We start from the raw sequence: 13,676 nt of genomic DNA, 5'->3' as shown, positions 1-13,676 counted from the left end.
TGCTCTGCTGCCCCTTCAAACTCAAGATTTCAACGCTTCGGCCAGTTTCGCGAGCTTACCGCGAACCGAGCCATCGATAACCAGGTCGCCGGCGCGGATGACGACACCGCCTATAAGGCTGGCATCCTCCGCGGCGTGCAGACGCACTTCCCGGCTGAGCCGTGCGCTGAGAACCTTGGCGAGTTTGTCTTGCTGTTCAGTGTTCAATGCGAAGGCACTGGTGACTTCCACATCGATCGACTTCTCCTGCTCGGCCTTGTACAGCTCGAACAGGTTGGCGATCTCCGGCAGCAGCACGAGGCGGCTGTTCTCGGACAGGATGTGGACGAAATTACTCGCCGGTGCATCGAACTTGTCACCAACCACCTCGACAAAGGTGATGGCTTTTTCTTCGCTCGTCAGACGCGGGGCTTTGAGCACTTGCTGCATGGTGGTGTCCTGGGACACCGCAGCGGCCAGGCCTAGCATGGCCGACCAGGCGGCCAGCTGCTGATGGGCCTGGGCGTACTCGAAAGCAGCCTTGGCGTAAGGTCGGGCCAGCGTGGTCAGTTCTGCCATGATCGCCCTCGCTTAGATTTCGGCGGCCAGTTTGTTAACCAGCTCCGCGTGCGCGTTTTGATCGATAGTGGCACCCAGGATCTTCTCGGCACCGCCGACGGCCAGGCTACCCAGTTGGGCGCGCAGCGCGTCTTTGACGCTGTTCAGTTCCTGCTCGATCTCGGCCTGAGCCTGCGACTTCAGTCGCTCGCCTTCCACACGGGCCTGATCGCGAGCTTCGTCGACGATCTGGGTACCGCGTTTCTTGGCCTGCTCAATGATTTCAGCTGCCTGGGCCTTGGCTTCGCGCAGTTGCTGGGCCACTTTTTCGTGGGCCAGCTCCAGGTCACGAGCCGCGCGATTGGCAGCGTCCAGGCCGTCGGCGATCTTCTTCTGACGGTCGCGCAGTGCCGTGATGACCGGAGGCCACACGAACTTCATGCAGAACAGTACGAAGATGAAGAACGCGACGGACTGGCCGATCAGGGTTGCATTAATGTTCACGCCAACACCTCGCTCGTTCGTTGTCAGTCCAATCCTCTGCGAAGAGGATTATTGGGCTACCTGAGCAATGAACGGATTAGCGAAGGTGAAGAACAGAGCGATACCAACGCCGATCATGGTCACGGCGTCCAGCAGGCCGGCAACGATGAACATCTTGACCTGCAGCATCGGGACCATTTCCGGCTGGCGAGCAGCGCCTTCCAGGAACTTGCCACCCAGCAGACCGAAGCCGATAGCGGTACCCAGGGCACCCAGGCCAATCAGCAGAGCAACGGCGATCGCAGTGAGACCTACTACAGTTTCCATTTTTCCTCCCGACTTTATGTCGTGTTGGTTAAGGTTTAAGTGAAGCGGTAAAACGAAATCGACTAGTTTCCAGCTGCCCTTTCGGGCTTCCCGCGTCGACCGACGCGGGACCATCTCGAACCTCGCACCCTCATCCGCCCTTCGGGCACCTTCTCCCGTGGGAGAAGGACATCAGGTGCGAGCTGCGTTCTTAATGGTTGTCTTCGTGTGCCATCGACAGGTAGACGATGGTCAGCATCATGAAGATGAAGGCCTGCAGGGTGATGATCAGGATGTGGAACACGGCCCACGCCCACTGCAGTGCGATACCCAGGCCGCTCAGCAGGATCATGCCGGCGCCGAACATCACGGCGATCAGGATGAACACCAGCTCGCCGGCGTACATGTTGCCGAACAGACGCAGGGCCAGGGAGATCGGCTTGGCCACCAGGGTCACGAACTCGAGCAGGAAGTTCACCGGGATCAGCAGGATCTGAACGAAGATGTTCTTGCTGCCGAAGGGATGCAGGGTCAGCTCGCCGATGAAGCCGCCGATGCCCTTGACCTTGATGCTGTAGAAGATGATCAGCGCGAAGACCGACAGGGCCATGCCCAGGGTGGCGTTCGGGTCGGTGGTCGGTACGGCACGGAAGAACAGGTGCTCGTTGCCGCTGATCTTGGCAGCCAGGACCGGAATCCAGTCCACCGGCACCAGGTCGATGGCGTTCATCAGGAAGATCCAGACGAAGATGGTCAGCGCCAGCGGGGCGATCAGCGGGTTACGGCCGTGGAAGGTGTCCTTCACGCTGCCGTCGACGAAGTCGACCATGACTTCGACCAGGTTCTGCAGGCCGCCGGGGATGCCGGAGGTGGCCTTCTTGGCAGCCAGGCGGAAGAGGATCACGAACAGCAGGCCGACGGCGATGGACCAGCCCAGGGTGTCCACGTGGAAAGCCCAGAAGCCCATTTCCTTGGCTTGCTCGGCAGTGTGGGCGAAGCCCCATTCGCCGGACGGCAGTTTACCGAAAGTCAGGTTTTGCAGGTGGTGCTGGATATAGCCCGAAGCGGTTTGCTCTGCCATGTTTGCCTCAAACGCCCTAAGGTTTCGAAAATCTTGTTCTCATCAGCAGGGGAGCGAACCAGCTGACCGCCTGGGTCAGCAGGAAGACACCGAATACCGCCGGTGCATCCAGGGGTTTCACGCCTGCGAACGTCAGTGCGAACAGCACCGCCGTCAGAATCATCTTGCCCATCTCGCCGGCATAGAAAGACCGGACTATCGCCTGAGCCGCCCGCGCCCCGCTGAAACGGAACGCCTTGTGGGCGAAGTACATGTTCGGCACCCAGGCGACCAGGCCACCGCACAGACCAGAATATCCCGCTACGCCATCGTGCCACTGCCAGAGAACGACAGCGGCTAGCAGCAACACGACCAGTTGGGCCAGCAGTACCGGGAATACCGGAAGGCGATGGAAGGGCAGGCGGTTTTGCGTGCGTATGTCCATCGCAGCGGGTCCTCTGAGTCGGCGCCTCGAATCAATAACTTGGCATAGTTTGTGCCGACAAAATTGCGCGCAGAGTATAGGGGCGGAATACCCCCTGTTCAACTGCCGGGTAGTGAATTCCGACCGCGCGCTACATGGCCAAATGTTTCAACGGATGTGGGCCAGAACGCCCTGCAACTCATCGAGGGAGTTGTAGCGGATGACCAGTTGGCCCTTGCCCTTCTGGCCGTGCTTGATCTGCACCGGAGCGCCCAACCGCTCAGCGAGGCGCTGTTCGAGGCGACTGATGTCCGGATCGGCCTTGACCGGTTCGACAGCTTTGTCCTTGCTGCTCAGCCACTGGCGTACCAGTGCCTCGGTTTGGCGCACGGTCAGGCCTCGTGCGACAACATGTCGCGCCCCTTCGACCTGCTGTTCGGCCGGCAATCCGAGCAATGCACGGGCATGGCCCATTTCCAGATCGCCATGGGAAAGCAGGGTCTTGATCTCCTCGGGGAGGGCGATCAGGCGCAGCAGGTTGGTGATGGTCACGCGCGATTTGCCGACCGCCTCGGCTACCTGCTGCTGGGTCAGCTGAAATTCCTGCTGCAGCCGCTGCAGGGCGACGGCTTCCTCGATCGGGTTGAGGTCTTCGCGCTGGATGTTCTCGATCAGCGCCATGGCGATGGCGGCTTCGTCCGGCACCTCGCGCACCAGGGCGGGGATGCGTTCCAGGCCGGCCTGGTGGCTGGCACGCCAGCGACGTTCACCGGCGATGATCTCGAAGCGTCCCCCGTCGATGGGGCGTACCACGATGGGTTGCATGACGCCCTGGGCGCGAATGGACTGGGCCAGCTCCTCGAGGGCGGTGGGGTCCATGTCACGACGGGGTTGGTACTTGCCACGCTGGATCAGTTCCAGAGGGAGATTCTGCAGCTCGCGAGTGTCGGCCTTGGCGGCCTCCTCCTGCAGGACGGTGGGGGTAGTGCCGCCCAGCAGGGCGTCCAGGCCGCGGCCCAGACCTCTTTTTTTCGCTGCCATGCGGTTTCCTTATGCGGTAGCGGTTTTGGCGTTCGCACGCTGGCGGCGAACCAGCTCGCCGGCCAGCGCCAGGTAGGCGATGGCGCCACGGGATTGCTTGTCGTAGACCAGCGCCGGCATGCCGAAGCTGGGGGCCTCGGCGAGGCGGACGTTACGAGGGATGACGGCGTCGTACAGCTTGTCGCCGAAATGCTCCTTGAGCTGGGCGGTGACATCGTTGGTAAGGCTGATGCGCGGGTCGTACATGGTGCGCAGCAGGCCTTCGATCTTCAGGCTCGGGTTGAGCAGCTGGCCGATGCGCTGGATGCTGTTGACCAGATCCGACAACCCTTCGAGCGCGTAGTACTCGCACTGCATGGGGATGATCACGCCGTCGGCGGCGACCAGAGCGTTGATGGTCAGCATGTTCAGCGACGGCGGGCAGTCGATGAGGATGTAGTCGTAGTTCTCGCGGATCGGCGCCAGCGCATAGCGCAGCCGGCTCTCCTTCATCTTCATTTCCAGCAGGGCGACTTCGGCGGCGGTCAGGTCGCGGTTCGCCGGCAATAGCTGGTAGCCGCCGTGCTCGGAGAACTGCATGGCCTCGGCCAGGTCGCACTCGCCGATCAGCACGTCGTAGATCGAGTTCTCCAGGGCGTGCTTGTCGATGCCGCTGCCCATGGTCGCGTTGCCCTGGGGGTCGAGGTCGATCAGCAGCACGCGGCGCTTGGTCGCGACCAGCGAGGCGGCCAGGTTGATGCAGGTGGTGGTCTTGCCCACTCCACCTTTCTGGTTGGCGATCGCGAATACCTTGGCCATGGCTGCCTTTCCCCCTTATTCCGTGCGGCGCAGTATCAGCAGATGGCGCTGGCCTTGGCAACCGGGAACCGCCAGGGCGTGCTCGGCTTCAAGGCGGAAGTCTTCCGGCAGTGCGACCAGCTCGTCGCTGGGGTGCACGCCCTTCATCGCCAGCCAGCGGGTGTCGCCATCGCCCAGGTGACGGGTCCAGTTGGCGAAGTCCTCCAGCGAGCTGAAGGCGCGGGAAATGATGCCGGCGAAGGGGCGCTCGGGCTGAACGGCCTCGACCCGACTGTGGATAACTTCGAGGTTGGCCAGCTTGAGTTCCAGCTTCACCTGGGTGAGGAAGCGGGTCTTCTTGCCGTTGGAGTCGAGCAGGGTGAAGCGCCGATCAGGGAATAGGATGGCCAGCGGAATGCCCGGCATGCCGCCACCGCTGCCGACGTCCAGCCAGTGGTCGCCCAGCGCGGCCACATGGGGCACGACGCTGAGGCTGTCGAGCAGGTGGCGCGAGACCATCTCGTCCGGGTCGCGCACCGCGGTGAGGTTGTAGGCCTTGTTCCACTTGATCAGCAGCGCCAGGTAGGCCAGCAGCAGTTCCTGCTGGTTGGCGGAAAGTTCGACTGCGAGTTGCTGCGCACCACGGGACAGTTCGTCGGCGTGGCGAGAGGTGACCTGCGACATCAGGCGCTCTGCTCCAGTTGGCGACCGGCGCCGCGCTTCTTCAGGTGGATCATCAGCAGCGAGATGGCCGCCGGGGTGACTCCGGGGATGCGCGAAGCCTGGCCCAGCGTTTCCGGACGGCTGAGGCCGAGCTTGTGCTGGATCTCCTTGGACAGGCCGGAGATGGTCGCGTAGTCGAGGTCAGCCGGCAGCCGGGTGTCCTCGCTGGCGCGCAGGCGGGCGATCTCATCCTGCTGGCGGTCGATGTAGCCGGCGTACTTGGTCTTGATCTCGACCTGCTCGGCAACCTGCGGGTCCTGCGCACCCTGGCCGGTCACTTCCACCAGGCCGGCGTAGTCGATCTCCGGGCGACTCAGCAGGTTGAGCAGGTTGTACTCATGGGTCAGCGGCGTGCCGAAGCGCGCGGCGATGGCATCGCCCTGGGGCGTGCCCGGACGTACCCAGGTGCTCTTCAGGCGTTGCTCTTCGAGGGCGATGCCCTCGCGCTTCGCCTCGAACGCGCTCCAGCGGCGGTCATCGACCAGGCCGAGCTCGCGGCCCTTCTCGGTGAGGCGCAGGTCCGCGTTGTCTTCGCGCAGGATCAGCCGGTACTCGGCGCGCGAAGTGAACATGCGGTAGGGCTCCTGGGTGCCCAGGGTGATCAGGTCGTCGACCAGTACGCCGATGTAGGCCTCGTCGCGACGAGGGCACCAGGCTTCCTTGCCCTGGGCGCGCAGCGCGGCGTTGGCGCCGGCGAGCAGGCCCTGGGCGCCGGCTTCTTCATAGCCGGTGGTGCCGTTGATCTGACCCGCGAAGAACAGGCCGCCGATGACCTTGGTCTCCAGGCTGTACTTGAGGTCGCGAGGGTCGAAGTAGTCGTACTCGATGGCGTACCCGGGACGCACGATGTGGGCGTTCTCCATGCCACGGATGGAGCGGACGATGTCCAGCTGAACGTCGAACGGCAGCGAGGTGGAGATACCGTTCGGGTACAGCTCGTGGGTGGTCAGGCCCTCGGGCTCCAGGAACACCTGGTGGCTGTCCTTGTCGGCGAAGCGATGGATCTTGTCCTCGATCGACGGGCAGTAGCGCGGACCGACGCCTTCGATCACTCCGGAGTACATCGGCGAGCGATCCAGGTTGCTGGCGATGATCTCGTGGGTGCGTGCGTTGGTGTGGGTGATCCAGCAACTGACCTGGCGCGGGTGCTGCTCCTTGTTGCCGAGGAAGGACATCACCGGGATCGGCGTGTCGCCGGGCTGCTCGGTCATGACCGAGAAGTCCACCGAACGGCCATCGATGCGCGGCGGCGTGCCGGTCTTCAGGCGTCCGACGCGCAGGGGCAGGTCGCGAAGGCGTTTGGCCAGGGCGATGGACGGCGGATCGCCGGCACGACCGCCTGAGTAATTCTGCAGGCCGATGTGGATAAGTCCGCCGAGGAATGTTCCTGTGGTCAACACCACGGATTCCGCGTGGAAGCGCAGGCCCATCTGGGTGACGACGCCTTTCACCTGATCGTTTTCCACAATCAGGTCGTCGCATGCCTGCTGGAATATCCACAGGTTCGGCTGGTTCTCGAGGATCTCGCGGATAGCGGCCTTGTACAGAACGCGGTCGGCCTGTGCACGGGTGGCACGTACCGCCGGTCCCTTGCGGCTGTTCAATACGCGGAACTGGATACCGCCGAGGTCGGTGGCGACGGCCATGGCACCGCCGAGCGCATCGATCTCCTTGACCAGATGACTCTTGCCGATGCCCCCGATGGCGGGGTTGCAGCTCATCTGGCCGAGTGTCTCGACGTTGTGCGTCAGCAGCAGGGTCTTGACCCCCATGCGCGCGGCCGCCAGGGCAGCCTCGGTGCCGGCATGGCCGCCGCCGATAACGATCACGTCAAAACGGGAAGGGAAATCCACCACGCACCTCGTGCCTGTTCTGTAGATGGGTAATCAGGGAAGGCGGCAAGTATAGGGACTTCCCCTCGGTGAATGAAGCCTTCTGCACAAAAAATAGCCAACCACTCGGAGGAGTCCTTCTGCTTCATCTATTCGATCGCTTTCGTTTCCCAGGCTTCGAGCCAATAGAAAATAAGAGAGAAAGAATTCTTATAGAGCTTGTTCATTGTTTATATGAATGGTGTGGACGAATTTTGTGGATAACTACCTCAAGCCCAATATCCAAGAGCTCTGCAGGCAATGATAAGCCTGTGCTGAAGCTGACCGTTTCCTCCGGGTAAGCCGTGGAGGTCCTGTGGATGAAACGATGACTTACCCACAGGCCTGTTATACCGCCTGTTATCCTCAAGCTTATGGACTGGGTTCAGGCGTGGTTATGCACAGGGTTTGTTTCGCCATGTATAAATCCATGCGCCATAAAAAAGCCACCCGGAGGTGGCTGTGCCTGGAGCAGCTGCGGGCTATTTGCCGATGCAGAAGCTTGAGAAGATCCGCCCGAGCAGATCGTCCGAGCTGAAGGCTCCGGTGATTTCTCCAAGGGACTGCTGCGCGTGGCGCAGATCCTCCGCCAGCAGTTCACCGGCACCGGCTGCCGTGAGCTGGTTGCGCCCGTGTTCCAGGTGGGCGCTGGCCTGGCGCAGTGCTTCCAGGTGGCGCCGACGTGCACTGAAGCTGCTTTCCGCAGTCTGTTCGTAGCCCATGCAGGCCTTGAGGTGCTCGCGCAGCAGTTCCAGGCCGTCGCCTGAGCGGGCCGAGAGGCTCAGGGTCACGTGGCCGTCGGCACTGCTTTGCAGGTCGATGGTGTCGCCGGAGAGGTCCGCCTTGTTGCGGATGAGGGTCACCTTGGCCGGATCCGGTCGGCTGTCGAGGAATTCGGGCCACAGCGCGAACGGATCGGCGCTCTCGGCGGATGTGGCATCGACCACCAGCAGCACGCGATCCGCTTCCGCGATCGCCCTGAGGGCCCGCTCCACGCCGATCTTTTCCACATGGTCGTCGGTGTCACGAAGGCCGGCGGTGTCCACCACGTGCAGTGGCATGCCATCGATGTGGATATGTTCGCGCAATACGTCCCGGGTGGTACCGGCGATGTCGGTGACGATGGCCGCCTCGCGCCCGGCGAGTGCGTTGAGCAGGCTGGACTTGCCGGCGTTCGGCCGCCCGGCGATGACCACGGTCATGCCTTCGCGCAGCAATGCGCCCTGCCCGGCCTCGCGCAGGACTGTGGATAAATTTTCGCGCACACCGTCGAGCAGCCCGAGTACATGGCCGTCGGCGAGGAAATCGATTTCCTCCTCCGGGAAGTCGATAGCGGCTTCCACGTAGATGCGCAGCTGGATCAGCTTCTCGGTCAGGGCATGGACCCGCCGGGAGAACTCGCCCTGCAGCGAGCGCAGCGCGTTGCGGGCGGCCTGTTCGGAGCTGGCCTCGATCAGGTCGGCGATGGCTTCGGCCTGGGCCAGGTCGAGCTTGTCGTTGAGGAAGGCGCGCTCGCTGAACTCACCCGGGCGTGCCTGGCGGGCGCCAAGTTCCAGGCAGCGGCGCAGCAGCAGGTCGAGTACCACCGGGCCGCCATGGCCCTGAAGCTCGAGCACGTCTTCTCCGGTGAAGGAGTTGGGCCCGGGGAAGTAGAGCGCCAGCCCTTCGTCCAGGGTCGCGCCGCTGGCATCGTGGAAGGGACCGTAGTGGGCATAGCGGGGCTTGAGCTGGCGCCCGGCCACGGCCTGGGCGATATGCGATGCCTGCGGGCCCGAGACCCGGACGATGCCGACGCCGCCACGACCCTGGGCGGTGGCGACGGCGGCGATGGTTTCACGGGGAGCGTTCATGGCGTGAACCTCGATCTGCGTGGGGCGGATAGCAAGACGCCCCACAGAGGGGGCGTCTTTTCAAGCGTTGGCGAAGGTGGGCGGTCAGGCCGCCGCCTTGCTCGCAGCTTCGATCCGGCGGGTAATGTACCACTGCTGGGCGATGGACAAGCAGTTGTTGACCACCCAGTACACCACCAGGCCGGCGGGGAACCAGAGGAAGAAGAAGGTGAAGATGATCGGCATCAGCTTCAGCACCTTGGCCTGCATGGGGTCCGGCGGCGTCGGGTTCAGCTGCTGCTGGATGAACATGGTGGCGCCCATGATGATCGGCAGGATGAAGAACGGGTCCTTGATCGACAGGTCGGTGATCCAGAACATCCACGGTGCCTGGCGCATCTCGACGCTTTCCAGGAGTACCCAGTAGAGGGCGAGGAACACCGGCATCTGCACGAGGATCGGCAGGCAGCCGCCGAGCGGGTTGATCTTCTCCTTCTTGTACAGCTCCATCATCGCCTGGGACATCTTCTGGCGATCGTCACCGAACTGCTCCTTCAGGGCCTGCAGCTTGGGCGACACGGCGCGCATGCGGGCCATGGACTTGTAGCTGGCGGCCGAGAGCGGGAAGAAGGCGAGCTTGATCAGTACGGTGAGGACGATGATCGACCAGCCCCAGTTGCCGAGGATGCTGTGGATATGTTGCAGCAGCCAGAAGATCGGCTGGGCGATGAACCACAGGAAACCGTAGTCGACGGTCAGTTCCAGGCCCGGGGAAAGCTCCTTCAGGTGGTTCTGCACCTTCGGGCCTGCATACAGGGTGGCCGACGCTTCGCCCTGGGCCCCGGCGGGGACGCTCAGGCTGGAACCGACGAAGCCTACGATGTAGTTGCCTTTCGGATCCTTGCGGGTCTGGATGACGTTGGTCTGGCCCTTGTCGGCGACCCAGGCGGTGACGAAGTAGTGCTGCAGCCAGGCGACCCAGCCACCGCTCACGCTTTCCTTGAACCAGGCGTCGGGGTTGCCCTCGCGGCGCTTCTCGTCCTGCTTGTCGATGTCCTTGATGGAGATCTTCTTGTAGGGCTCGCTGGGGGTCCAGACGGCAGCGCCGAGGTAGGTCGATACGCCGGTCGCGGTGCTGGAGGACGGGTCGGCGCTGCCGTCGCGCTTGAGCTGCGCGTACATGCTGCCGTTCCAGGCCTGGGCGCTCTGGTTGTCGATGCGGTAGGCGACCTGGAGGTCGTACTTGCCGCGGGTCAGGGTGAAGCGCTTGACGTAGTTGACGCCGTTTTCGCTGAAGGTCAGTTCGACCACCAACTGATCCTGGCCGTCAGCCAGCTTGTATTGGCGCTGGGCAGCGCTGTAGAGCGGGCGGCCGCTGCTGCGAGCGTCGGGACCGTTGGTGCCGATCAGGCCGCTCTGGGCCTGGTACAGGCGCTCGTTGCCGTTGTCGAACAGCTGGAACGGAACGTCAGGGCGATCCTGGCGGCGCGGGAACTTCGGCAGGGTCAGCTGGACGATGTCGCCGCCGTTGGGGTCGATGGCCAGGTTGAGCACGTCGGTTTCGACGCGGATCAGCTCGTTGCTCGGCGCCACCTGGGCTGCGGCAGGTGCGCTGTGCTCGGTGTTGTCGGCGGTCGGGACGTCGTCATTGGCTGCTTGCTGTGCCGGCGTTGCGGTGTCAGGCAGCGTCGCGGTATTGGCGGCGGGTGCGCTGGCGGTCGGCAGGGCGGCCTGGCCGTAGTCCTGGTTCCACTGGAGAACCATCAGGTAGGACACGATTGCCAGGGCGACGATCAGGATCGAGCGTTGAATATCCATGATTACTCGGCCATCGAAGGGGGTTGGGAGGTTTTTACGGGCGGAACCGGGTCGTAGCCACCGGGATTCCAGGGGTGGCAGCGGCCGAGCCGACGCGCGGCCAGCCAGCCACCGCGCAGGAGACCATGGTTCTCGATGGCCTCAAGCGCGTAGCAGGAACAGCTGGGATAGAAGCGACAGTGGCTGGCCATCAGCGGGCTGATGGCATAGCGGTAGAACTGGATCGGAACGAGGGCCAGTTTACGCATGGGGACTGTCGGCCACCCCTGATTCGGTCGTGGATTCAGGGCGAGGCCGGCTGCGGGCGAGGCGTTTCCAGAGCTTGCCGAACTGATGACTCAGCTCTTCGTTCTCCAGATCGCCCAGGCCTTTTTTCGCCACGATCACGATGTCCCAGCCAGCCAGCAACTCGAGGTTGTGACGGAAGGACTCTCTGATCTGGCGTTTGAGGCGATTGCGTTCGACTGAAAGCTTGACGCTCTTCTTGCCGATCACCAAACCGAGGCGGGGATGATCCAGAGCGTTGTCGCGCGCGAGCAGCAGGACGTTCTTGCCGGGAACCTTGCCGGTAGGGGAGTCGAAGACTGCCTTGAATTGCCGGGGAACCAGCAGACGCTTTTCCCGGCCGAAGCCTCGACTCACCACCTGTTCCGGGTGAATCAGACGGTCAGGCGCTTGCGGCCCTTGGCGCGACGACGCGACAGGACTGCACGGCCGTTCTTGGTAGCCATGCGGGCACGGAAACCGTGTACACGAGCGCGCTTGATGGTGCTGGGTTGGAAAGTGCGTTTCATGATGCTTTACCTGGTTGATCACAACGGGCCGGAAGTGGCCCCCGTTTAAAGAGACCGGGGATTCTAGAGAAACAGCGCGGGCAGGTCAATTTCCAACCAACTCTTCCGATCAAAATATGTAAGAAAGAAAAGAGTACTTAAGAAAGACTCGTTTTGTTTATAACTCTTGTGCAGGTCCAGACCTGTGGAAAAGCCGGGCAAAGCCTAGTGAGCCATGACCTTGACCAAAGGATAAGGCTGTCCGGAAGCGGTGATCGACCTGTGCGTCGGCTGGGTACAGCCTGGGTATGAATGCCCGAGTTGCCCACAGGCAGGTTATACACCGGGTCCAGGGGGCGGTTGTCCAGAGGGTTGTTGCGTGGTTATCCACAAAGTTCCGGCATCTTTGCAATGGCACGTAGATATCCAATAACGTCTTGATTTTCCTTGGTGAAATGGCGTTCTTCATGTGGATAACTTTTTCCCCGGCAGCTACAATGACGCCTGTTTTTTCGCGTCGTACTCCTTTCCTTTTGGGGGATATCCGTGTCAGTGGAACTTTGGCAGCAGTGCGTCGAGCTACTGCGTGACGAGCTGCCCGCCCAGCAATTCAACACCTGGATCCGCCCGCTGCAGGTTGAGGCCGAGGGAGACGAGCTTCGTGTCTATGCGCCCAACCGTTTCGTGCTGGACTGGGTCAATGAAAAGTACATGGGGCGCCTTCTCGAACTGCTCGGTGAGCGTGGCAACGGGCTTGCACCCGCCCTCTCCTTATTAATAGGTAGCAAGCGCAGCATGCCGCCGCGTGTGGCGCCGGTCCCTCTCTCCGCCCCTCCGGTCATGGCGGCGCCCCCCGTGGCACCGGTCGCCGCGCAGCGGGTCGAGACGGTGGAAGACTCCCGTGGCGGTTTCGATCCCCTCGCCTCGGTATCCGCTCCTCCGGCCGTGCGCACCGAGCGCGCGGTGCAGGTTGAAGGTGCGCTCAAGCACACCAGCTACCTGAACCGTACCTTCACCTTCGAGAACTTCGTCGAGGGCAAGTCCAACCAGCTGGCCCGTGCGGCGGCCTGGCAGGTCGCCGACAACCCCAAGCACGGATACAACCCGCTGTTCCTCTATGGCGGCGTTGGCCTCGGCAAGACGCACCTCATGCACGCGGTGGGCAACCACCTGCTGAAGAAGAACCCCAACGCCAAGATCGTCTACCTGCATTCCGAGCGTTTCGTGGCGGACATGGTCAAGGCGCTGCAGCTGAACGCGATCAACGAGTTCAAGCGGTTCTACCGTTCGGTTGACGCGCTGCTGATCGACGACATCCAGTTCTTCGCCCGCAAGGAGCGCTCCCAGGAGGAGTTCTTCCACACCTTCAACGCCCTTCTTGAGGGCGGCCAGCAGGTGATCCTCACCAGCGACCGCTATCCGAAGGAGATCGAAGGCCTGGAGGAGCGGCTCAAGTCCCGCTTTGGCTGGGGCCTGACCGTTGCCGTCGAGCCGCCCGAACTTGAGACCCGCGTCGCCATCCTGATGAAGAAGGCCGAGCAGGCGAAGGTCGACCTGCCGCACGATGCCGCGTTCTTCATCGCCCAACGCATCCGTTCCAACGTCCGTGAGCTGGAAGGTGCACTGAAGCGGGTGATTGCCCACGCCCACTTCATGGGACGCGATATCACCATCGAGCTGATCCGCGAGTCGCTCAAGGACCTATTGGCCCTGCAGGACAAGCTGGTCAGCATCGACAACATCCAGCGCACGGTGGTCGAGTACTACAAGATCAAGATCTCGGACATGCTCTCCAAGCGCCGCTCGCGCTCGGTGGCGCGTCCACGCCAGGTGGCCATGGCCCTTTCCAAGGAGCTGACCAACCACAGCCTGCCGGAGATCGGCGACGCCTTTGGCGGACGAGACCACACCACAGTTCTGCACGCCTGTCGTAAGATTGCGGAACTCAGGGAATCCGACGCGGATATCCGCGAGGACTACAAGAACCTGCTGCGTACGCTCACCACTTGATAGCTCAAGCGCAGCCCATTGAGG

Annotated in this window: 15 protein-coding genes; 1 reads left to right on the top strand and 14 read right to left on the bottom strand. The window is 62.6% G+C overall.

The window, feature by feature from the left end:
• Positions 1-21 precede the first annotated feature (21 nt).
• From WFQ67_RS02645 to rpmH, 14 genes are all read right to left on the bottom strand, one after another.
• Positions 22-558, bottom strand: coding sequence for a F0F1 ATP synthase subunit delta (locus tag WFQ67_RS02645; protein WP_337056097.1), 537 nt, complete (start codon positions 556-558; stop codon positions 22-24).
• A 12-nt stretch (positions 559-570) separates the two neighbouring features.
• Complete coding sequence (locus WFQ67_RS02640) at positions 571-1,041, bottom strand: F0F1 ATP synthase subunit B (protein WP_111259224.1); 471 nt, start codon at positions 1,039-1,041, stop codon at positions 571-573.
• Between the two features lie 48 nt (positions 1,042-1,089).
• On the bottom strand, positions 1,090-1,347 hold the full coding sequence (atpE, locus tag WFQ67_RS02635; protein ID WP_003457994.1) for a F0F1 ATP synthase subunit C: 258 nt from the start codon (positions 1,345-1,347) through the stop codon (positions 1,090-1,092).
• A gap of 190 nt (positions 1,348-1,537) precedes the next feature.
• Positions 1,538-2,407 (bottom strand): F0F1 ATP synthase subunit A, encoded by an 870-nt coding sequence (gene atpB, locus WFQ67_RS02630; protein WP_111259225.1) that lies wholly within the window; start codon positions 2,405-2,407, stop codon positions 1,538-1,540.
• Between the two features lie 16 nt (positions 2,408-2,423).
• Positions 2,424-2,831, bottom strand: a complete 408-nt coding sequence (locus WFQ67_RS02625; protein WP_337056096.1) for a F0F1 ATP synthase subunit I — start codon at positions 2,829-2,831, stop codon at positions 2,424-2,426.
• 147 nt (positions 2,832-2,978) lie between these two features.
• Positions 2,979-3,851, bottom strand: coding sequence for a ParB/RepB/Spo0J family partition protein (locus WFQ67_RS02620; protein ID WP_213627389.1), 873 nt, complete (start codon positions 3,849-3,851; stop codon positions 2,979-2,981).
• Between the two features lie 9 nt (positions 3,852-3,860).
• Positions 3,861-4,649 carry a ParA family protein gene (locus WFQ67_RS02615; protein WP_111259228.1) on the bottom strand — a complete coding sequence of 263 codons (789 nt, stop codon included), beginning with the start codon at positions 4,647-4,649 and terminating at the stop codon, positions 3,861-3,863.
• A gap of 15 nt (positions 4,650-4,664) precedes the next feature.
• Entirely contained in the window at positions 4,665-5,312 is a 648-nt protein-coding gene (gene rsmG / locus WFQ67_RS02610; RefSeq protein WP_213627390.1) for a 16S rRNA (guanine(527)-N(7))-methyltransferase RsmG, read from the bottom strand.
• Positions 5,312-7,204: a tRNA uridine-5-carboxymethylaminomethyl(34) synthesis enzyme MnmG gene (mnmG, locus tag WFQ67_RS02605; protein WP_337056095.1), complete on the bottom strand. Its 1,893-nt coding sequence runs from the start codon at positions 7,202-7,204 to the stop codon at positions 5,312-5,314. Before mnmG ends, rsmG begins: the two co-directional genes overlap by 1 nt.
• 500 nt (positions 7,205-7,704) lie before the next feature.
• Positions 7,705-9,072, bottom strand: a complete 1,368-nt coding sequence (gene mnmE, locus WFQ67_RS02600; protein WP_337056094.1) for a tRNA uridine-5-carboxymethylaminomethyl(34) synthesis GTPase MnmE — start codon at positions 9,070-9,072, stop codon at positions 7,705-7,707.
• Positions 9,073-9,156: 84 nt separating this feature from the next.
• Positions 9,157-10,869, bottom strand: coding sequence for a membrane protein insertase YidC (yidC, locus tag WFQ67_RS02595; protein ID WP_337056093.1), 1,713 nt, complete (start codon positions 10,867-10,869; stop codon positions 9,157-9,159).
• A 2-nt stretch (positions 10,870-10,871) separates the two neighbouring features.
• Positions 10,872-11,117, bottom strand: a complete 246-nt coding sequence (gene yidD, locus WFQ67_RS02590) for a membrane protein insertion efficiency factor YidD (protein WP_337056092.1) — start codon at positions 11,115-11,117, stop codon at positions 10,872-10,874.
• Positions 11,110-11,514: a ribonuclease P protein component gene (gene rnpA, locus WFQ67_RS02585; RefSeq protein WP_111259234.1), complete on the bottom strand. Its 405-nt coding sequence runs from the start codon at positions 11,512-11,514 to the stop codon at positions 11,110-11,112. The genes yidD and rnpA overlap by 8 nt, the downstream gene beginning before the upstream one ends.
• Positions 11,515-11,528: 14 nt before the next feature.
• Positions 11,529-11,663 (bottom strand): 50S ribosomal protein L34, encoded by a 135-nt coding sequence (rpmH, locus tag WFQ67_RS02580; protein WP_021217136.1) that lies wholly within the window; start codon positions 11,661-11,663, stop codon positions 11,529-11,531.
• Positions 11,664-12,188: 525 nt separating this feature from the next.
• Here rpmH and dnaA point away from each other — a divergent pair.
• Positions 12,189-13,652 carry a chromosomal replication initiator protein DnaA gene (dnaA, locus tag WFQ67_RS02575; protein ID WP_213627395.1) on the top strand — a complete coding sequence of 488 codons (1,464 nt, stop codon included), beginning with the start codon at positions 12,189-12,191 and terminating at the stop codon, positions 13,650-13,652.
• The last annotated feature ends 24 nt before the right edge of the window (positions 13,653-13,676 follow it).

Origin of the sequence: Pseudomonas sp. USHLN015, assembly GCF_037153275.1 — a bacterium.
GTDB classification, from domain to species: domain Bacteria; phylum Pseudomonadota; class Gammaproteobacteria; order Pseudomonadales; family Pseudomonadaceae; genus Metapseudomonas; species Metapseudomonas tohonis.
The sequence above is the reverse complement of the archived record's forward strand: the minus strand, read 5'-3'. Positions and strand labels throughout refer to the sequence as shown.